This window comes from Lentibacillus kimchii (assembly GCF_055381965.1).
The window spans coordinates 2,108,079-2,129,204 of sequence record NZ_AP043934.1; the positions used below are offsets into that span (position 1 = coordinate 2,108,079).

Annotated in this window: 19 protein-coding genes; 8 read left to right on the forward strand and 11 right to left on the reverse strand. The window is 44.4% G+C overall.

What is annotated here, in order from left to right; all coding sequences use genetic code 11:
- Positions 1-66 precede the first annotated feature (66 nt).
- Positions 67-1,458 (reverse strand): tetratricopeptide repeat protein, encoded by a 1,392-nt coding sequence (locus ACZ444_RS11235; RefSeq protein WP_382357845.1) that lies wholly within the window; start codon positions 1,456-1,458, stop codon positions 67-69.
- Positions 1,459-1,803: 345 nt separating this feature from the next.
- On the opposite strand from ACZ444_RS11235, the gene folE reads away from it, so the two are divergent.
- A complete protein-coding gene (gene folE / locus ACZ444_RS11240; RefSeq protein ID WP_382357846.1) occupies positions 1,804-2,376 on the forward strand; it encodes a GTP cyclohydrolase I FolE in 573 nt (190 codons plus the stop codon).
- 128 nt (positions 2,377-2,504) lie between these two features.
- On the opposite strand, the gene ACZ444_RS11245 is transcribed toward folE, so the two are convergent.
- The 4 genes from ACZ444_RS11245 to mmgD all read right to left on the reverse strand — a co-directional run bounded on the left by ACZ444_RS11245 (position 2,505) and on the right by mmgD (position 7,695).
- Positions 2,505-3,608: a class II histone deacetylase gene (locus ACZ444_RS11245; protein ID WP_382357847.1), complete on the reverse strand. Its 1,104-nt coding sequence runs from the start codon at positions 3,606-3,608 to the stop codon at positions 2,505-2,507.
- A 236-nt stretch (positions 3,609-3,844) separates the two neighbouring features.
- Positions 3,845-4,753, reverse strand: coding sequence for a methylisocitrate lyase (gene prpB / locus ACZ444_RS11250; protein WP_382357848.1), 909 nt, complete (start codon positions 4,751-4,753; stop codon positions 3,845-3,847).
- Positions 4,754-5,061: 308 nt separating this feature from the next.
- Positions 5,062-6,495 carry a bifunctional 2-methylcitrate dehydratase/aconitate hydratase gene (locus tag ACZ444_RS11255; RefSeq protein WP_382357849.1) on the reverse strand — a complete coding sequence of 478 codons (1,434 nt, stop codon included), beginning with the start codon at positions 6,493-6,495 and terminating at the stop codon, positions 5,062-5,064.
- A gap of 90 nt (positions 6,496-6,585) precedes the next feature.
- Positions 6,586-7,695, reverse strand: a complete 1,110-nt coding sequence (gene mmgD / locus ACZ444_RS11260) for a citrate synthase (RefSeq protein ID WP_382357850.1) — start codon at positions 7,693-7,695, stop codon at positions 6,586-6,588.
- Positions 7,696-7,893: 198 nt separating this feature from the next.
- Here mmgD and ACZ444_RS11265 point away from each other — a divergent pair, with 198 nt between their 5' ends.
- Positions 7,894-8,763 (forward strand): LysR family transcriptional regulator, encoded by an 870-nt coding sequence (locus ACZ444_RS11265; RefSeq protein WP_382357851.1) that lies wholly within the window; start codon positions 7,894-7,896, stop codon positions 8,761-8,763.
- A gap of 32 nt (positions 8,764-8,795) precedes the next feature.
- On the opposite strand, the gene ACZ444_RS11270 is transcribed toward ACZ444_RS11265, so the two are convergent.
- A complete protein-coding gene (locus ACZ444_RS11270; RefSeq protein WP_382357852.1) occupies positions 8,796-9,854 on the reverse strand; it encodes an HD-GYP domain-containing protein in 1,059 nt (352 codons plus the stop codon).
- A gap of 213 nt (positions 9,855-10,067) precedes the next feature.
- Complete coding sequence (locus tag ACZ444_RS11275) at positions 10,068-10,970, reverse strand: nucleoside hydrolase (protein WP_382357853.1); 903 nt, start codon at positions 10,968-10,970, stop codon at positions 10,068-10,070.
- Between the two features lie 271 nt (positions 10,971-11,241).
- Between ACZ444_RS11275 and ACZ444_RS11280 the strand changes: the two genes are divergently transcribed.
- The 3 genes from ACZ444_RS11280 (at position 11,242) to cls (ending at position 15,161) form a co-directional block, all read left to right on the forward strand.
- A complete protein-coding gene (locus ACZ444_RS11280; protein WP_382357854.1) occupies positions 11,242-12,393 on the forward strand; it encodes a glycerate kinase in 1,152 nt (383 codons plus the stop codon).
- A 255-nt stretch (positions 12,394-12,648) separates the two neighbouring features.
- Positions 12,649-13,410, forward strand: a complete 762-nt coding sequence (locus ACZ444_RS11285; RefSeq protein ID WP_382357855.1) for a glucose 1-dehydrogenase — start codon at positions 12,649-12,651, stop codon at positions 13,408-13,410.
- Positions 13,411-13,688: 278 nt separating this feature from the next.
- The gene (gene cls / locus ACZ444_RS11290; RefSeq protein ID WP_382357856.1) at positions 13,689-15,161 is read left to right on the forward strand and encodes a cardiolipin synthase; all 1,473 of its coding nucleotides are present in this window, start codon (positions 13,689-13,691) and stop codon (positions 15,159-15,161) included.
- An 89-nt stretch (positions 15,162-15,250) separates the two neighbouring features.
- Here the strand turns inward: cls and sph are convergent, their stop codons facing one another.
- A complete protein-coding gene (sph, locus tag ACZ444_RS11295; RefSeq protein ID WP_382357857.1) occupies positions 15,251-16,237 on the reverse strand; it encodes a sphingomyelin phosphodiesterase in 987 nt (328 codons plus the stop codon).
- A gap of 356 nt (positions 16,238-16,593) precedes the next feature.
- Here sph and ACZ444_RS11300 point away from each other — a divergent pair, with 356 nt between their 5' ends.
- From ACZ444_RS11300 to ACZ444_RS11310, 3 genes are all read left to right on the forward strand, one after another.
- A complete protein-coding gene (locus tag ACZ444_RS11300; protein ID WP_382357858.1) occupies positions 16,594-16,866 on the forward strand; it encodes a DUF378 domain-containing protein in 273 nt (90 codons plus the stop codon).
- Positions 16,867-17,094: 228 nt separating this feature from the next.
- On the forward strand, positions 17,095-17,433 hold the full coding sequence (locus ACZ444_RS11305; protein WP_382357859.1) for an ASCH domain-containing protein: 339 nt from the start codon (positions 17,095-17,097) through the stop codon (positions 17,431-17,433).
- A gap of 158 nt (positions 17,434-17,591) precedes the next feature.
- Complete coding sequence (locus tag ACZ444_RS11310; protein ID WP_382357860.1) at positions 17,592-17,945, forward strand: SpoIIAA family protein; 354 nt, start codon at positions 17,592-17,594, stop codon at positions 17,943-17,945.
- Between the two features lie 165 nt (positions 17,946-18,110).
- Here ACZ444_RS11310 and ACZ444_RS11315 read toward each other — a convergent pair whose 3' ends face one another.
- The 3 genes from ACZ444_RS11315 to ACZ444_RS11325 form a co-directional block, all read right to left on the reverse strand.
- On the reverse strand, positions 18,111-19,160 hold the full coding sequence (locus tag ACZ444_RS11315) for an enoyl-CoA hydratase/isomerase family protein (protein ID WP_382357861.1): 1,050 nt from the start codon (positions 19,158-19,160) through the stop codon (positions 18,111-18,113).
- A gap of 162 nt (positions 19,161-19,322) precedes the next feature.
- On the reverse strand, positions 19,323-19,766 hold the full coding sequence (locus tag ACZ444_RS11320) for a GtrA family protein (RefSeq protein ID WP_382357862.1): 444 nt from the start codon (positions 19,764-19,766) through the stop codon (positions 19,323-19,325).
- A 125-nt stretch (positions 19,767-19,891) separates the two neighbouring features.
- Complete coding sequence (locus ACZ444_RS11325) at positions 19,892-21,046, reverse strand: glycosyltransferase family 4 protein (RefSeq protein WP_382357863.1); 1,155 nt, start codon at positions 21,044-21,046, stop codon at positions 19,892-19,894.
- Between the last annotated feature and the right edge of the window lie 80 nt (positions 21,047-21,126).

Sequence of the window (21,126 nt, forward strand, 5' to 3'; positions counted from 1 at the left end):
ATTTTCATTTCAGAAAATATAAACATATTGTGATGAAAGAACTAAACTTTTATACTGACTGATACGTTACACTCTTTTTTGCAGATTAACACTTAACTGCTCGTAGGCTTCCGATTCCTGCGTCATATCTAAAGCCCGATAAACTTTAGCCAGCCATTTCGGTGGTTTCGGGTCGTCTGGCTTGAGTTCAGTCTCCCAGCTGAAACAGTCGATAGCCTGCTCGGACTGGCCGAATTCATAGTATAATTCACCCAGTACCTGCATGTGATCCAAGTCATCCTGATGAATCAGCAGATAGTCAATTTTTTGATAGATGGGATGAACGGCAGGGCGATCATAAAACGGCTCCAAAAGCTCTTTCACATCACATGGGCCATGTGTGTTCAGCAGCATTGAAACATCGTCATGAATAAGCTGTTGAGCTGCTTTCGGGTTTAGTTGAAGTGTTAATTCAAACAAGGTCCGCAATGAGGTCGGGGTAAGTGACGCTGTATTGACATCCAGCTTTTCAAGTAAGTCGCTGATTGCTTGAGCCTGCTGCTTATTAAGGGTTAAATCAGGATCATTGTACAGATGCAAAATATTCACGATGTCAGCCGCTTCAATAAAAGCCGTCAGCAGGTCTTGTTTCAGCGGAGGGTAATGAGGGAGGAAACGATACAAGTCTTCCAGTATATATGTGCGCTGCTCAGTGGTCAAATACGTATCAAGCATTGCTTTAAGCGCCTGATAGTGTTCATCTGATGCCGTCCCGATTAAGGCTTCACGATACAGGTCTGTCATATCCATCCATCTGGATTGGGTGTCCAGCAGATTTATGAGTCTTGAAAAATAATGGTTCCTTTCAGCATAAAAGACTTTCTCCGCAAAAATCAGGTCGTCAGACAACAATTTGTCAGCTTTTGCACTATATAAATCGGCATATTTCCGAAACTGTCTGTCGTTTGACAGCTCCCGGACAAGACTGTGGTCTGGCGCGAAATCCATTAAAATCCGAATGATCCGGTAGCCCAGAAACATTTGCCCTTTGCGGCGATAACCATAAAATACTGAGAGGATTTCATTAAATAAGCGTTTTTTAGAAATGAATGATTCAAAAAATGTTAGGATAAAGGCTTTCTCCTGGGGCGTATAATGCTTATCAAGCTTCTGGAGCAAAGGGTCGAAGCCTGTGATGCGGCATGGTGCATTTTCCGACAGAAGGGTATCGATAAACGGATGTGGGGCGCTCGAAACCATACCGTATTTAAAAGCAGACGCGATAAACGAATAACGCCGCAGTTTCTTTGCCTTAACAGCTGTCAGGTAGTGATGTTTATAAAAGAAGAGATAATAAACACTTTGATTGCTGCTGCAGGCTTCGATAATCTGGGCACCTTGATAAAGTGTTATTCTGTCGGCTCGCAGCTTAAGCGCCTTCTGGCTGTTTGTGTAAATCTGAAACTGATCGGTCATCATACGTTATTCCCCCTGCCTTTTTAACCTATTATAACATAGCAGATTATTATATGAGTCTGTGAAAGCTTATCCGGTATGACCAGACTCTGAACGATAACAACTCATACGCTGTGAGGTGGTTTGTTCTATTACCGGGCTCATTCTCAGGTAGATGAACTTATCCTGTCTCCCTTTTTCCAGGTACAATCGCATAACTGTTAGTATATCATACTCAGTGGAAGCGTTTAACATCAGCGCGGGGAGCAAATGCCTTGATCCCTAGCAAAAAATCGAATTCAGCCGTATGTTGACGTATGTTATGGTTAGCAGTGCACAATCCTATAACAGATAAGAGGAGGTCATAACATGGCAGTTGATCACGAAAAAATTGAGAAGGCAGCACATATGATTTTAGAAGCAATTGGCGAAGACCCTGAGCGGGAAGGCCTGGTTGATACACCAAGCCGCATGGCCCGCATGTATGAAGAAGTCTTTCAGGGGTTGGAACAGGACCCTAAAGAATATTTCGCTACCATTTTTGGCGAAGACCATGAGGAACTTGTCTTAATCAAAGACATTCCCTTTTACTCCATGTGTGAGCACCATCTCCTGCCGTTTTACGGTGTGGCGCACGTCGGCTACATACCGAAGGGCGGCCGGGTAACCGGGTTAAGCAAACTGGCAAGAGCCGTTGAGACCGTCACCAGCCGGCCGCAGCTGCAGGAACGCGTAACATCAACCATTGCGGATTCCATGAGAGAAACACTCGATCCGCATGGTGTTATAGTTGTCGTTGAAGCTGAGCATATGTGCATGACCATGCGCGGGATTAAGAAACCTGGTTCCAAAACCGTCACCTCAGCTGTCCGGGGTATTTTCCAGGAAGATGCCTCATCACGGGCAGAAGTGCTTAGTTTGATTAACGGGAATAACAGCTAAATAATAAAGCTGCTAAGCTGAAAGCAGCCGTATTGGTTGAACAGGTTAAAGCTGATCTGAGTCCATTTTATTTCCCAGGACTTAAACACATCCCGGGAAATAAATGGTGTATCCTTCACAACACATTATCATAATTGCCAATACGCCGATTGAATGTCCACAGCCTGGTGCACCGCCTCTTTCTGGTGCGGATAAATCGGACCTTCATGAAATCCCTGGTCAAACGGATCAGCAATACCGCTTGTTTCACCCCTGAGTGCTTCTATAATCCGCAATGTACAAAAGGGAACGTAGGCCGTGCTGTACCCGCCCTCATGACAGGCGACCAAGCGCCCACTACAATGTTTAGCAGCTAACGATTTCATCCGGACTGTCATGTTATAATAGCCTTCTGCGGTCACCAGCATCCGCCCCAGCGGATCAAAACGGCTGGCATCCTGACCGGCCGATATAAGAATCAGCTCAGGCTGAAACTGGTCGATAATCGGCTCAATAACGTTATCGAACGTATACATATAGCCCTCATTTCCTGTGCCAGCCGGAAGTTCTATATTGACATTCTTTCCTTCGCTATCCCCGGCACCCACGTCTGTCATCATGCCGCGGTCTTTAGGAAAGATATGTTCCTGATGAACAGACATAAATAAAACATCTGGATCATGATAAAAAGCTGTTTCAGTCCCATTCCCGTGATGGACATCCCAGTCCACGATAGCGATTCGCTTAACGCCGTATGTTTTACGGGCATAATTCGCTGCAATGGCAACATTGTTAAAAAGACAAAAACCTGCTCCTTTATCGGGTTCGGCATGATGACCCGGCGGCCGGACAAGGGCATATGCTGTCTGCACCCTGTCTTGCATCACTGAATCAATCGCGGTTATGGCACCGCCTGCTGATCTTAGCGCAATCTCAAAAGAGTCCGGGCCGACAGTCGCATGAAAACCTGCATCACCGTCACCCGCGTCACTTAATTGTTCGACATAATCTATATAAGCTGATTGATGATTCATCTCGACTTCTGTCCGCCTTGCCGATCGCGGTGTGATGGGCTCTAGTTTATTCATAAAATCGGTCCGCTCCAGCAAATTTTTCACGCGCCGCTTCGTCTCCGGATTTTCAGCGTGGGTATCCGGCTGCACCGATCCGCCTGAACGCAAATTTAAAGCGCCATTTCCGGTTTGATGCCAAAAGTAACTCTCGTGCGATATAAAGCCTGTCTTATTTGCCATGACTATCCCTCCTGTTTTTCAGATTACATAGCATTATCATTAATAGTTACCAGGTAAGGTTGATTCCTCATAAATAGTTACTTCTATAATATTTAATTGCTATGGTAAAAAGAACGCCATTTATAAAATTCAGGGGGATAGTGATTCAAACCTATATACTGCATTCAGCATTAAAACTAAAAAAAGATGCTGTGGTTTTATCCCGCAGCATCCGCTTAGCTGTATATCAATCTCAGTTACTCGTCATCATCCAGCACAGTTTTGGCAATATTACCGTCCAGCTCTTCGAATTCAGACAGAGAATTAATCTCGTACAATTCTTCTCGTGTCTGCATATCGTCCAGCCCATTCTTCTGAGTGCCCTCGTCCATAATCATCTGAAAGATCCGCTCATAGGCTTTCGCAGCGACTCTTAAGGACGTGACCGGATAAATCACCATACTGAAGCCCATGTCCTGAAATGCCTGAGCTGTGAAATAAGGTGTTTTGCCAAATTCCGTCATGTTGGCAAGGAGCGGTGCATCCAATTTCTCCGCAAATAGGCGAAATTCCTCTTCTGTCTGCATCGCTTCAGGAAAAATAGCATCAGCGCCTGCATCGACATAGAATTGTGCACGCTCAACGGCTGCATCAATGCCTTCAATTGCTTTGGCATCTGTCCGGGCAACCACAACGAGTGACGGCGCCACTTTTTTGATCGCTTTAATCTTTTGTGCCAGTTCTTCTTTCGCAACAAGCTGTTTCCCGTTCAAATGCCCACACTTTTTCGGGAGCTGCTGGTCTTCAATCTGTACGGCCGCTACCTTGGCTTCTATCATTTCCACCGCTGTCCGGGCAACATTCAAGACACCGCCAAATCCGGTATCAATATCAACCAGAACTGGCAGATTTGCCGCCCGGACAAGCTCTTTGGCCCGGTCCGCCATTTCGGTTGAAGTCGTTATCCCTAAATCAGGCATGCCGATACTTGCTGTATAGGCCCCGCCTGATAAGTACAAGGCTGAAAAGCCCGTCTTTTTCGCGACCAGTGCGGCCATTGCATCATGGGCACCGGGCATTTGCAAGATTGTATCCTGTTTGATCAGTTCCTTAAACTGATTGGCTAATGTTTCCTGTGTTGCAGACTGATCAACTATCCATACCATTTTCAAAAGTCTCCTTTCTCCAAAACCGTTCCATCACTAAATGTATTTGGAGTTGGAGTTGGGTCAAAAGTATTTTTATCAATTAAAAGCCGAACAACTGGCATAAATAGTTAGAGCCATAATCCCGCTCCGGAAATAAACATCTTCTCCGCGGGCGGCTGGTGAGCCTCCTCGTGCTTCGCACTGTGGGGTCTCACCTATCCTTTGCTCCCGCAGGAGTCGACGTATATTTCCTTCGCTAAATTTGAGCTTTGTTCACTTTCAGGGTTGATCACTTAAGTTTTGTCCCAGCCCCTGTTGTGCTTTCATTATACAAATAGTGACACAAATTCATTGACCGGCATAGTCGCTAATCGCTCATAATTATAACTTGCTTCTTCGATCGCTTCCAACTGTTTAGGCGCGTACTGTGTCCCCAGATTATGCATGTATTTTTCACGCAGCTGCGGCATTGCTTCTTCCCGGCGGAACCGATGACCCAATGGGTACTCATACACCACATTTTCGGTGGAGGTTCCGTCTGTGAAATGGATCTGCACTGCATTGGCGATTGAGCGTTTAGCTGGATCCAGATAATCTTTCGTATAAGCTTCGTTTTCCTCAAGCACCATTTTCCCGCGCAGTTCATCAATAATTGGATCAGCAGCCGCCTCTTCCTCATAATCTTCGGCTGTAACGCCGCCTTTCATCAAAGCTACAGCCGTGATGTACTGGATACAATGATCACGATCTGCCGGATTATAGAGCGGGCCCTGCTTATCAATAATGCGGATGGCTGATTCATGTGTCGTGATCGTGATCTTGTCAATCTCATCCAGATGATCTTTCACTTGTGAATGAAGCTGGACCGCAGCTTCTGCGGCAGTCTGTGCATGAAATTCAGCTGGATAAGATACTTTAAACAGGACATTCTCCATCACATAGCTGCCCAGTGGCTCGCTGAGTGTCAGTTCCTGCTGGTTGAACAAAACATCCTGAAAACCCCATCCCGGAGCACTTAATGGGGTCTCGTAGCCCATTTCACCACTGAGAGCCATTAACGCCAAGCGAACACCCCGGCTTGTAGCATCTCCAGCAGCCCAGGATTTCCGAGATCCGGCATTCGGCGCATGCCGGTATGTCCTAAGACTGGCATTATCGATCCACGCATTGGACAAGGCATTCATAATTTCGGTGCGTCCGCCGCCCAGCAGTTTAGTGACAACAGCTGTTGTGGCAACTTTAACATACAGAACGTGATCAAGCCCGACACGGTTCAGGCTGTTTTCCAGTGCAAGGATGCCCTGAATCTCATGTGCCTTGATCATCATTTCCAGTACTTCCTTAACTTCAATAGGGTTCTGGCCTTTTGCGAGACGCTCTTGACTCACGTAATCCGCAGCAGCTAAAATACCGCCCAGATTGTCGGATGGATGCCCCCACTCAGCAGCCAGCCATGTATCGTTATAATCAAGCCAGCGAATCATGGTGCCAATATTAAAAGCACCCTGAACCGGGTCCAGCACGTGCGGTGTCCCCGGCACCCGAGTCCCATTAGGAACAACAGTGCCAGGAACAATCGGGCCCAGAAGTTTCGTGCATTCCGGGTAGCTTAACCCTAAGATGCCGCATCCCAATGCATCAAGAAACGTATAATGAGCGGTCGAAAAAGCCTCCTCACTTGTAATATCCTGATTCAGCACATAATCCGTAATATCTTCCAGGATAGCATCCGTCGTCTTCTTGTCCTCTACTTTAACCATTCGCAGCTTCCGTCCTTTCCGAACCAGGCAGTGATCGCACCTGATGCCGTATGCGTCTAACCTGGCTTTATAATCGTATTCTCTGTTTTTTTATAAATTCCGGTCGCCAGTATATTTGACTCTTGGCCGGAATAGACGATTGTTGTCATGCTGTTCAATGATATGAGCGCACAGTCCAGCTGTCCTGGAACTGAAAAAAATCGGCGTGTAAAGCGGAATCGGAACCCCGAGCATCCAGTAAACCGGTGCTGCATAGTAATCAAGGTTTGGATACAAGCCTTTTTCCTCAGCCATAAGTTTTTCCCCTGCTTCACACATCTCGAGCAAGCTTGAATCACCATGCAAATCACAGAGCTGCTTTAGTGATTCTTTCATCATCTTTGCTCTTGGATCCATTTTCTTCATGTAAACCCGGTGCCCGAAGCCCATAACTTTTTCTTTATTTGCCAGTTTGTTTTTTAACATATCAACGAAGTCATTAGCCGACTGGGCCTGCTCCAGCATGTGCATAACCGCTTCATTAGCACCGCCATGCAAATCCCCTTTAAGCGACGCAACAGCCCCTGACAAGGCACCGTACATATCTGAGTGAGTGGATGCTATAACACGTGAGGTGAAGGTCGAGTTCGGCATCTCGTGCTCACTGTACAGTAAAAGGGAGCGATCAAAAATTTGAGCTTCGAGTTCGGTCGGCTTCTTACCCGTGATCATGTATAAAAAGTTGGCACTGTACGGAAGTGCCGTATCTGGTTCAACCGGATCCTGGTTATTAAGAATGCGGTAACTGTTGACCGTAATTGCGGGCAGCTGCCCTAAAATGCGATAGGCTCTTTGTTTATTCGCTTCCAGTGAACGGTCATCAAGCGCTTCGTCATAGCCTGCCAGCGCCGACAGGGCTGTACGCTGTCCGTCCATTGGATGAGTACCTTCCGGCAATAATTTCAAAATATCCATGACCGCGGCGGGAAGTTCATAATGACTCTTCAATTGCTCCTCAACCGCCTGCCGCTCAGCATCTGCTGGCAGGATTCCCTCCAGCAATAGATAAATCAGATCTGCATACGTCTTCCGTTTTGACAGATCAATTAAATCATAACCCCTGATAATGATTTTTTCCTGTTCGGTATCCAAAAGAGAAATCCCTGTTTCCGATGCAACAACACCTTCCAGACCTGGAACAAACGTATCATCCGTTTTCATCCTATTCCTCCTTCTCCCCTCCGTATTGAAATCCCTTTCACGTTTTTAAAAAATAACGGGACATTGCCCTGTTAACCTGTCTATAAGCCTATTATAAAGTTGCAATAGCAATCAGAAAAATATATAATTTGAATCATCAGACATAGAATTTTTCAATATCAGCTTTTTGAGTGATTTATGAGGGGGATCATGTGTCCTATGAAACTTCAGGATTGGGAAATACTGGATGCGCTTTTCGCGACCGAAAATATTACACAGGCTGCCCGGCGCCTGTTTCTGTCACAGCCGACCTTAACATCACGCATCCGAAGCCTCGAAGATTATTACGGCGTCACTTTAATCATTCGAAAGCAACGCGGCATAACGTTTACACCAGAAGGGGAAGTGCTTGCCCGCCATGCGCGAAAAATGCTCTCTGAACAGGTACACATTGAGGAAAAACTGAGCAATATGAAACAGCAAGTCGCCGGTACGTTAAGAGTTGGGGTATCGAATTTTTTTGCCCTCAATAAAATGCCCAAATTACTGCGCCTGTTTAAACAGAAGTATCCAAATGTTGAATTCCAGGTAATTACCGGCTGGAGCAGTGAAATGTACCGCAGGCTTTTAAACCATGATGTTCATATTGGATTTATTAAAGGTGATTACAGCTGGAAGGACCATAAAGAACTGCTCTATGAGGAAGATATCTGCATTGCCTCCCCTTGGGAATTCACCTGGAGCACCCTTCCTCAACTGCCCCGCATTGACTATAATACGGACGAAAAAATGTGGGCGATCATCGATAACTGGTGGTACAAAAATTATAAGCAGCATCCTAATATCAACATTCAGGTGAATCAGGTGGAAACGTGTAAAGAAATGATTATTAACGGGCTTGGCTACGCAATACTTGCAAACCTTGTCGTCCGTGAACATACAGATATTATAACGACACCGCTGCATTATCCGTCAGGTGAGGCCATTACACGAAAAACCTGGATGTACTACCATGATGATTCACTCCAGCTGAATATCGTTCGCGCATTCGTCAATTTCCTCCGTACAATTGATGTCAAAGCGCTGTAAGGTAACTTAAAAATGGATATGACATGCGTGGGTCAGTCACTAACAGGAGCTAATTGAATGATGTGCTCAATATCAATGGCCCGATTCAAGGGTATAGCAACCTTACTAGTGCTATCGAGATTCTGTAATTTGGGAAAAGTAGGGGCTTCATCGCTGACACCAATCACCCGGGCCTGGACACCGTTTGTTAATTTAACAATTGATTTGACGGGGAAAATAGTCAGCATACTGAAGAATTGGTAGAAGTATTTGTCCTCAATTGCCGGACATTCTCGAAGAATCATCGTTACAGCAGATGCGGCACCAAATGCCTCTCGATAGGGACGGTTTAACGTCAAAGCGGAATAAACATCAGCAATATGAATAAGCTTCAGCGCTTCCGTAAATGCTTCAGCTGTTAACCCATCCGGATAACCACTGCCATCCATACGCTCATGATGAGATCTCGCCAGCACAGCAATATCCTCGTCGAAATGATGGCGTTTCAGTATTTGATAGCCATGTAATGGATGACGCTTGACTTCTTCATATTCGGAGGCTGTCAGTTTGGCTTCTTTATTGAGAATGGTGCTTGGGATTTCGAGTTTTCCAATATCATGCAACAGGCAGCCAAGAGCGAAATTCTCGATATCGCTGAGCCCCCTTCTTCTGGCAAACATGGCTCCCAGAATGAAAACATCAAAAGAGTGCTGGTAGGTGTCTTCATCAACACGCCGCAAATGCTCCATAAGCTGACGGACACGGCTGTTTGACATGAACTTGACGAATAAACCTTCTAGCCATTGATAATCTTTAGTATCAGGAAGGGCAAGACCATACCGATATTCATGGCCAATGGACATTAAATCCTGGAAAAATTGTTGTTTTAATGAGAGAACATGAGGAGGGGTTATGTGCTTTTTGGTATCTGCAGGAGGCGTTTGACTATCATATTGTCTCACATCAACCGAGGTGACGCCCCATTCCTTTAATTTTGAAATAACATTACGGGACAGACTGTTCCCTTTCTTGACAACCAGAGCGTCTTCCCGGTAAAGGTCATTTTCTAAAACATCACCTGTCCGGACGCTTTTGATATTAATAAGGGTCATTTAAATATCCCCCCCTTCTTCAATTTAATAGAACTATCATAACTATATTAATTCTATTAAGTGATGTCAAAACTTTTATAAAACTCTCAACACATTTTCACGTAACCAGTAAACGAACTTTCTCATTAAAAGGCTAATGCAGCCTGAAATGCGTCTGCGCTCAAAACAACTTCCGCCCGTGACGAGCAAGCGGAAGCTGTTTTGCCCACAGTTTTAATCCGCAAACACCTTTAAGAATTCCTCTCTGAATGTTTCTGTATCCGTATCGACGCAGACAGAGACGTTACCATCTTCCTGGAAATGCGTTACCGTGCAGCCAGCTGCTGGCCCCTCAGTCGCGACATTGACTTTAGCGCGTTTCGTCGTAAATAATTCCGGATGTGTTAAATACATAATCGTGCACATGTCATGTATCGCAATGGCTTCATCCGTATAACCGCCACCTTTTTTAAGATGTACGAGCATCTCATACATCATTTCGCCGACAGCGCCCTGATGTCTCACCTTTTCCAAATCAGCTGCAGACACGCTGGTCTTGCTGGTGCCATCAAGTCCGCACATCACGACCTCAACATCTGAATCAAATACAATTTTAGCGGCATGCGGATCAGCATAAATATTAAACTCTGCAACCGGTGTCGCATTACCGCCTTCGACAGCTCCTCCCATTAACACGACTTGCTCAATATTGGCCTTAACCTCCGGAAATGCCTTGAATAATAAAGCTATGTTCGTCAGCGGCCCTATTGCGACAAGCGTGACAGGTTCGTGAGCGTTGATAATACGATTGTGCAATTCTTCAATCGCATTTACTTTTGTTAATAGAGACTTGTTTCCTTCGACATTGAATTGATATGTGCCTATTCCACTCGCGCCGTGCACTGTTGACGCTGTTCTGGTCTCACCGAGAAGCGGCTCGCTGGCCCCTTTGGCAATAGGGGTGTCTTCTCCTAAAAACGTTACCAGGTCAATCGTATTCTTTGTCGTATTCTCAATGCCAACATTGCCTCCAACCGTGCTTAGCAATCTAACATCGAGCTTCTCGGAAAATAGTGCCGTTGTGATGGCTACAACATCATCAATTCCGGGATCTGTATCAATAATAATGGGTCTCATTGTCTTGTCCTCCTATATCTCTCATTAGCCAAACACTTAGATATTATAACATGTTTGGACAGACAGACACTGATAAAAACGCGCTTACACTATTAGACACCAGACATGGCTTAATCGCTAAAAGGGGCTTACCACCTGGCGTCAACTAGTTATTTATTCTATAATAACAACTAAAGGTGAGGTGGATCCTCAGATCGTTTTCCCGTCTCCTACACAGGAGTAATCGTTCTTCACTGACCTCCAGTGGCTTTGTAAAATGGAGTTGATAACTATGTTAAACAAACAAATTTTAATAGCACCTGACTCATTCAAAGAGAGCATGACAGCACAACAGGCATCAGAGGCTATTATCAGAGGGTTCCGCTCGATTGTCCCTGATACCTGGAAGTTCGATTCGCTTCCCATGGCCGATGGAGGCGAAGGAACGATGCAGTCATTGGCTGATGCACTCGGCGGCCGCATTTATGAGACATTCGTCACCGGACCACTTGGCGATGCCGTCACAGCAACGTATGCCATTTCTGGTGACCAGTCAACAGCTATTATCGAAATGGCCGAAGCATCTGGTCTGCATCTCGTGCCTGAAAACCAGCGCAATCCTCTGGTTACCACAACCTATGGCACCGGCGAGCTTATCAAGGCTGCCCTCAATCATGGCGTCAGCAAAATTATTCTCGGTATTGGGGGCAGCGCCACCAATGATGGCGGGGCTGGCATGATACAAGCACTCGGCGGTCGTTTCTATGACGAGCAGGCACAGCCATTAAAGCACGGAGCCAGCCCACTGCTTGAACTTGCAGATATTGATGTGACCCATATTGATGCCAGACTTCAGAGCACGCATATCTCTGTTGCCTGTGACGTGGATAACCCTCTCTTAGGGCCAACAGGCGCTAGTGCTGTATATGGCCCGCAAAAAGGTGCAGATGATATCTCGGTGGCAACACTGGATCAAGCATTAAACCATTACCATAACGTGCTTGCCAGCGTAACCGGACACAATGTGAAGGCTGTACCAGGTGCTGGAGCCGCCGGTGGATTAGGGGCCAGTTTATTGGCTTTCTTAAACGCCGCACTAGAACCCGGCATTCAGATTGTGCTTGAAGAAACGCGCTTCTATGAACGGGTTAAGCATGCAGATTTAGTGATAACAGGCGAAGGGAAAATCGACAGGCAGACGATCTATGGGAAAACCCCAGTCGGCGTCGCGCAAGCTGCTAAACATTATCATGTGCCCGTCATCGCGCTGTGCGGCACTTTAGGAACTGACTATGAAGACGTCCTGAAACACGGGATAGACGCCATATTCAGTATTGTTAACGAACCCGGCCAACCCTTACAGCAGACATTACGAAATGGAGAGACATCCTTGGAAGCAACATCTAAGAATATCGCCAGCGTACTCAAATGGCCGTATGACTGACTGTCAGTAATGGGAAACCAGCCTCTTGCAATTCGCCACTGTCCCATCATTATTTGCCTCAAATATTTTAATGTCAAAATGTTTGACAACAACTTGGATTCAGATGCATATTAAAGGTGGATTAACACAATAGACGATGAATTGTGTGAATATAATCCGGAATAAAGATGATGTAACGGATTTCATTAAAAGTAACAAATCGCCATAACAAACAAAACGCATATGTTCGTATGATGGCGTAAGGAGGTTATAAGCATGGAAAAATTAATGGAAAACAAAGTTGGTGTTATTACCGCCGGCGGAGCAGGAATTGGACGAGCCAGTGCGCTTGCCTTTGCCAAAGAAGGGGCAAAAGTAGTTGTATCGGATCTTGACGAGGACGCCGGCAACGAAACGGTACGTCTGATTAAAGAAGATGGCGGCGAAGCAATGTTTGTTAAATGCAATGTCGCTGAAGAAACCGAAGTCGAAAACCTTATCGATACAGCCGTTAATACTTATGGAAGCCTTGACTGGGCCCACAACAATGCTGGGATCGGTGCCCCTACAGCACCCGTTACCGAGACAGAAGCCAAAAATTGGCGAAAAGCTATGAGTGTTACACTCGATGGCATGTATTACAGCCTGAAATATGAAGTTGCCGCTATGAAAAAATCGGGGAAAGGTGCCATTGTCAACACAGCTTCTACTGGCGGACTAGCTGGAACTCCCGGACTCGCAGCCTACACCTCTGCAAAATGGGGCGTCAACGGCCTCACCAAAACAGTTGCACTTGAATCCGGCAAAGAAGGTGTTCGTGTGAACTCAATTTGTCCAGGCATGACACGTACAGCAAGTGTTGACTCCTGGTCCAGTGAATCACCTGAACAGGCTAAAGAATTTGAAGCATCCATACCAATTGGACATATGGGGACACCAGAAGATCAGGCGAATGCTGCTGTATTTCTATGCTCCGATAAAGCAGCCTATATTACCGGCGTAAACCTGCCTGTAGATGGCGGCGAAACAGCCGAATAAACCAGTCGCATTGACCACAACTGAACAGTGCCCTTATCCAATGAGTGCCCTGACACCCCAAGTATTAGAATAACTCTAATGGTTGGGGTCCTTTTTTGCCTGTACGGCGTTAAGCTTAAAAAACTTAACCTGTTCAATTCAGGCTGAATGTATTAAACTTGTGATATATATGGAGATCCCTGCGGCGGCAGCGACATAGATAAGACCTCGGAGTCGCCAGCGCAACGACATATACTTCCGGAGCGATTTAATCGGGTTATTCGAACTTTGTTTGGTAAATGAACCTATCGTCCCAGTTGATTGCTATTGAGGAGGCTGAAGTGGATATTACATCCTTTATTATAAGCGGTATCTTTATTGTCAATATTATCTTTGCAATTGTCGTTATATTTTTCGAGCGTCAAAACCCAAATTCCACTTGGGCTTGGCTAATGGTTTTGATGTTCCTTCCAGTGATCGGATTTATTCTTTATCTTATTTTCAACCAGAATTTTTCCCGCAAACACCTGTTTTACTGGCCTGATGAGGAAAAAATGGGCATCACAAACCGGATTACTGAACAGACTGAAGCTATCAAGAATGGTTCCTTTCCGTTTAAAAACGAGGACAGTGCAGCTTACAAAGATAATATTTATATGCATCTTGTCAACAGTGGCGCTATTCTCACCCAGGATAATGCGGTGACCATCTACACTGATGGCCGGGAAAAATTTAATGCTCTATTGGCAGATATTAAGCATGCCACTGATCATATCCATATACAATATTATATTATTCACGAAGATGGTTTAGGAAAAGAATTGCTCAGTGCCTTAACGGAAAAAGCCAGACAGGGCATTGATGTGCGTATTCTCTATGATTACATGGGATCAAGAGGCTTATCAGCTAACTTTTTCAGTGACCTGAAACAAGCTGGTGGCCTGGTGGCCGTCTTTTTCCCGCATTTGCACCTTAATTACCGTAACCACCGAAAACTAGCCATTATTGATGGCGGGATCGGCTATATTGGCGGGTTTAATGTGGGAGATGAATATCTCGGTCTGAATGATAAGTTTGGCTACTGGCGGGATACCCATCTAAGAACACAAGGGCAAGTTGTCCATGCCCTGCAGACACGTTTTATTCTGGACTGGAATCAAGCTTCCAAACGGCATCCTTTCATTTATCAGGAGCGTTATTTCCCTGACACCCCAGAGGCTGGAAATGTTGGTGCACAGATTGTGGCGAGCGGTCCTGATACGGAATGGCAGCAAATCCGGAACGGCTATGTGAAAATGATTCTTTCGGCCAAAGAATATGTTTATCTGCAGACGCCCTACTTTATTCCGAGTGAAGCGTTATTGAATGCGGTGGAAATTGCCTCTTTATCTGGGATAGATGTAAGGATTATGATACCAGATAAACCAGATCATATGTTTGTTTACTGGGCCACCATGTCCAATGTCGGTGATCTGCTGAAAGCAGGTGCCAGAGTTTATGTTTACGAAAATGGGTTTATCCATGCAAAAACACTGGTGGCAGATGATACGATGTCATCAGTAGGTACAGCAAATTTTGATATCCGAAGCTTCCGGCTTAACTTTGAAGTGAACGCTTTTTTATATGATCAAGCAGCGTCCACCGAATTACGGCGGGTTTTTGAACAGGATATTCATCTCGCGAAAGAACTGACATTAGAGGAGTATCATAAGCGTCCAATGATGGTGAAATTAAAAGAATCTGTTTCACGTCTGCTGTCGCCCATTTTATAAGAATCCAGTCATGCTGTCGTTTAATGTTGTAAATGAGCAACCGGCTGTACTTCTCAAAAGTATCAGCCGGTTTTGCTTAACATAATCAATCACTCAGATGATTTAGTTGTGCCAATAACTGGGTAGTGGTCTGAGTAGTCGTTATACTTGTAAGTTTGTCCCCACGAAGTAACCGACCAAACTGGAGACTTCACCTTTTTAGTTTCTATCTCCCAGTGATTCGGCTGTGCATGATTTCTTTCAATAAACACATAATCTAAATGCTGCCCATTAAGATCTGGATAATTTTCATTGGCTATAGAATTGGATGTCGGATCCCATGTAGCATTAAATCCTTTATAATTATCCGGTTCACTAACATTCAAATTCTGCAGCATTGCACCATATTCATTTGTCTGCTTCATAGCATTTAAGTCACCGCCTATGAACACTACTTCATCTTCCGGTATATGTTTTTTACTGATAAAACTTTTTATTTCGTTCATTTGAGATGCCCTTATTTTTGCCGGCTCCCCCTGTGAGCATAAGGTTTCGTCTGTTGACTGAACATGTGTGCCAATGACATGATATGGCTCATTATTTTTCATAATTTTAATATATATAAATCCTTTATTACTTAATGCTTCGACACCGCATCCATCTTTAAACACATGCTGGATTTGTTCAGCAATCGGCCATTTACTTACAATCGAAACGCCGCCATCTTCTGAAGCAGCATGAGAATAATTGCCTGTTGTTTCATCCCAGCCTTTGGTACTTCTTCCTAACACTGGTGTTTGGTAAGGATATTGTTTCCTAATACCATCCAGCAATATTCCAGATGCTTCATTATCAAACAGTTCATTAAATATAATGACATCATGGTTTTGCACATAATCAGCGTCAGAAATAAGTTCCGCTCTTTGATTTTGACCCCAATTAGGGTATATAGCTTGTGACATCATATAAACATTATGAGAAAGAATTTCAAAATCTCCCGGGTAACTTTGGTTTGCATCTGCTTGTACAGCAGAATTTGCTAACAGTAATATCCCCGAAATACATCCAACAATGACAGTACCTAATATTTTACGCATAAATTAAACGTCCTCCTTCAATTTGTTTCTTCCCCCGGCAAAACGCTGAAAGGAACCAAATTATTACATGCTATGCTAAATAATTTGTTAATTTTATTTAGAAAATACTTAATAAACATGGCTAAACATAATTCTAAAGGTTTAAAATTTATTGTCAAGTTAGCTTGTTTTGATAAAATTAAAAGTTCAACTATAACGATGCCTCTATAAACCAAAACACCTTGACAATTGTTACCCAATGCATAATATAAGGCACCATTTCAAACAATAAGCTTAAGTGCACTGCACTGGACAAATTTTTGCTCGCATTTTCATTTGGCTCACAATATAACCTGACTCATGTTAGGAGGAAAAAAATGGAAACAGTTAAACGCATTTCCTTAGCACTCATCATCGTCGGTGCGATTAACTGGCTGCTTATTGGTTTGTTTCAATTTGACTTAGTAGCAGCCCTCTTCGGTGGACAAGATGCGGCACTGTCAAGAGTGGTATATACGCTAGTTGGGATCGGCGGCGTACTCTGCCTGCCATCATTGTTTGCCCCAATCGAGGGTGATGATTACAATTATAACACCAATTATGCCACAGAATTCAGTGAAGATAACGAGACATTTCGTGACAAGGAATAAAAACACAGCGCACAATCGTTGAATTTGATGAGACTGCTGCCACAATTTGGAGCAGTCTCATTTATTTCGTTCAAATGTTTAAGAAAAGCCTTAAAAGGGAATTACGTATAAGTAATTAGACAAAATATATCTGCGAATATGAATAAAAAATGTAAAATACTGTTCACATGGTGTTCATTTTTACGTGCTATACTGATGTGTAGATCTTATTAAAGGAGTGGGTGACGCATGGTTTATGAAAACAAACAAGACTGGCCGGAAAAATATGATATTAACAAGCTGGTCACACGTCAAAACGATATCCAGAAAATCATAGATGGCGATAAGACGTCAGAACGGCGAAATGACCGTTATGCCGATCCAGGAGACGAATTGGTGCTGAACGGACAAACCTTCGTTGTGGCTAATATTTATCCGCAAAAACTTAAAACCATAACCGATGAAGAAGCAAAACAGGAAGGCTATAGCAGCCTGGAAGAATATAAAGACGCCATCAATTCAATTCACGAAGGTGAAGTATGGGAGCCCGAAGGCGTTATCTGGGCACACGAATTGAAGAAACAATAAATTTGCGAAAAAGACTGCCTGATGATGGCAGCCTTTTTTTATTGCCATGCGTGGTATGCGGCATAGCAAACGCAAGAAATGAAAAGATTTTGTATGGACTGATCGTTTTTATCCAATAATACTTAAGAATAAGTAAGACGCATGAAAGGATGTCTACTATGTTAGAAGCGAACGGCGAAGAACAGGGTGAGCTGCTTGAAATCACGACTCAGAAAACAGCAACTCAAGAGGACTTGCAGAAATTCAAGGATGCACTGAAAGCAAAAACACTGCAAGAGGAACCGGTCAATATCCTATTTATTTTTAAGAACATCGACGGCAATACACCAAAAGCAGTCATGGAAGCACTCAAGATTGTTCTTTATCTGAATAGCATCAACAAGAGCGCGATCGTAGCTGATGAGACGTTCACTGGTATTGACGAAACGATTCAAAAGCTCATTCCCAGTGTCGAATTGAACCAGTACCCGTTAGAAGAATTGGAAGACGCCAGAAATTGGCTTCGTGCGTAAGGGACGAGCAGGTACAAACAGCCAAAATGACGCTTGCCTGTCTAATCGCTCCGGAAATAAACATCGCTTTCCGCAGGCGGCTGGTGAGACCCCATTCCGGGGGTCTTACCTAGATCTGTCCGCTTATTTCAAATGGCATACGTCTTTGACTCGTTTTGTTCTATCCTAGTGATTCTGAAAAAAGCTGTTAACCAGTTCATCGGACACATCAGACAGCTGCCGGTAATCATATTGCGGCGCTTGATCTTTATCAATGAGAACCGAACGAACACCCTCGAAAAAATCATTATGCTGCATAAAGTTTCTCGCTAGCGTGCGGTCCACTTCCAGACAGCCGCGCAAGTCATTCGTTTCGCCCTTTATCAGCTGTGCGAGGGCTACTTTCAGCGACACAGGTGATTTGCTTAACATCGTATCCATTGTTTCGCGTGCAAATGGTGTATCTGCCTGATCTAAGGCAGCAACAATCGTCTCGACGGACTCAAACGCGAAATGGGCATCGATTTCGGTTTGCAATTCAGCCAAAGTGGCAGGCTGCTCAGGCTGCATGGAATAAGACTGCAAAAGATTGTCCAGAATTTCATCCCGGTTTGGCCGGTGCCAATTAGTGACTGCTATAGCGTGCTTAAGATCATCAAGCTTATCACTTGCTATCATATAATCAGCAGCGTTTATATACAAAACATCAGCCGCCCTGAGCACCTGGGCTGTCAATGCGAGATAACGGCCGGTATAGCCAGGTGCTTGATTCAGAAAATAAGCAGCACCTACGTCAGGGAAGAAGCCAAGGTTCATCTCAGGCATGGCCCATTTTGTCTTTTCAGTCACAATCCGGTGACTGGCACCATAGCTCAACCCGACGCCGCCTCCCATCACGACGCCATCCATACACACAACAATCTGTTTAGGGAAAGAAGCCACTAATTCATCGGTCTTATACTCCACTTCGAAAAAACGCTCGGCTTCTTCTAATGCCTCAGACTGATTGATGGCTTGATAGAGTGTCTTCATATCACCACCTGAACTGAAGCCTTTTGATCCCGCTCCTTCCAGAAGAACAAGCTTGATCGTATCGTCATCCCGCCATTTCCGCAGTTTGTCACGCATAGGTATAAGCATATCAAGCGTTAACGCGTTCAATGTTTCAGGCTGATTAAGCGTGATTGTGGCAACGCCGTTTTCATGTCGCTGGAACGAAACACCATCCTCTGTCATAGTCAACACCCCTTTATGTATAGTCTATTAGTAATGTTACTACATTTCTGTATATAATGACAAAGGTTTATAAATAACAGTTATGCTTAGATAAGCTGACTAAGTGATAATAAAAAACCAGAAATGCCGTCTGCATTCCTGATCTTTTGCCCTGTGACTCCCTTAATGTTTGCCGTAATCCTTGAAAACAAAATATTTCACCATAAAAAAACTTGCCAAAAATGAAAGAAACATAGCTAAGCCTTTGGAAACATTATAGCGCAGCCAATTATTAGTATCGATGAGCTGCAGCAGTTCATTAGCACCAAGAAACACGAGGTTACTCACAACAAGACTGACCAGCCCCTGAACGATAAACAGTATACGCTGGCGGTTGCTTCCTTCAGCTGAATGCTTAAATGTGAACCGGGCATTCCAGTAATAACTGTTAGCTATAGCCAGCATATAAGCTATGGTGTTATACACTAACAGCAACCATTTAACGTCTGTATGAAATAAAATCAGTAATAAATTCAATGCCCCGATATCAATAGCTGCATTCGCAATGCCAACAGTACCAAACTGCAGAAATTGCTTGGGACCTTTCTTTTGTTTTTGCTGTGCCATGAGCATTCCTCTTCATTATTCCTCTTGTAAGTTTACGCCTGCAAATGTGGACGGATGGCAGAAGCTTAAACGTACTGCTGGTCACTTATCAAGCGGTTCATTCACTGCTGCCTTCTACTTACCATTTACAAGCTGGAGTGATCCGAATTATCTTGCTTTAACGTCACGCCCTCTATTCCGGCGATTGCCTTATAGTAATCAAGTACCTGCTTCGACTGAGCCTCCCAGCCCATTTCTGCTATATCGCTGCGCGCATTTTTAGCAAGGCGCTTTCGCAATGTCTCATCTGCAAAACGCAAGACCGTATTGGTAAAATCATGAGGTTTATCCTTATCATAAAGCAGTCCGGTGCGGTTATCCGCAATCTGTTCACAGGTCGGGCCGCTTTTCGCAGCAACAAGCGGCAGTCCTGAAGCCATCGCTTCCGTAATAACGAGCCCAAGTGTTTCAGAAGTCGATGGAAAGACAAACACATCCGAGGACGCATAGGCTTTAGCAAGCTCTTCACCATGCAAAAAGCCAGTGAATACTGTGTTTGTTCCTGTAAAATGCTTCTCAAGCGATTTCCGGTGCGGGCCATCACCCGCAATGGCCAGTACAAACTCATCGGAGGCATCCAGAACCGATTTAATTTTTTCAATTTCCTTCTCTGGAGCAAGACGGCCTACAAACAGAAGCAGTGTTTTATCAGGATTCCCATTCGAGAGCCTATCCCGCATGTCTTTATCATACTTATCGGGACGAAGCAGTTCTGTATCCACGCCACGTTTCCATACATGCACATTGTGAATATTCTGCTCAAGCAGCTCCTCTTTTACTGTCTCAGAGGTGCATAGGTTTAAATCTGCCTTATTATGAAGCTTGCGAAAGTACCACCACAGAAGACCTTTGAACATTGGAACGTGGTAGTAATCCGCATATTTGGGAACTTGCGTATGGAAAGAGGCGATCAAAGGATAGCCAAGTTTTTTGGCATAATGAACACCGGACATGCCAACCAGCGCCGGATTGACAACATGAACGACGTCAGGATCATACGCCTCAAGCAGTCCTTTCACTTGTTTAGTGGGAAGTGCAAATTTCTTCGAGCGATAGAGAAGAAGTGTCCTGGCCGGAACACCCTTGATCTCGACTCCCTCGAATTCATAGACGCCAAGATCAGGTGCGATAACCTGGACGTCATGTCCCTGTTTCTGAAAATAACGAATGCACGCTTTTAAACGCGTGACCACGCCATCGGTGGAGGGCACGAATGTTTCAGTTATAATAGCAATTTTCAATTACGACACTTCCTCTTTCATACAACAATTTGCCAAAAGCAAGTCTTTATCAACTATATTTTGATCCCGCAAGTAACGGA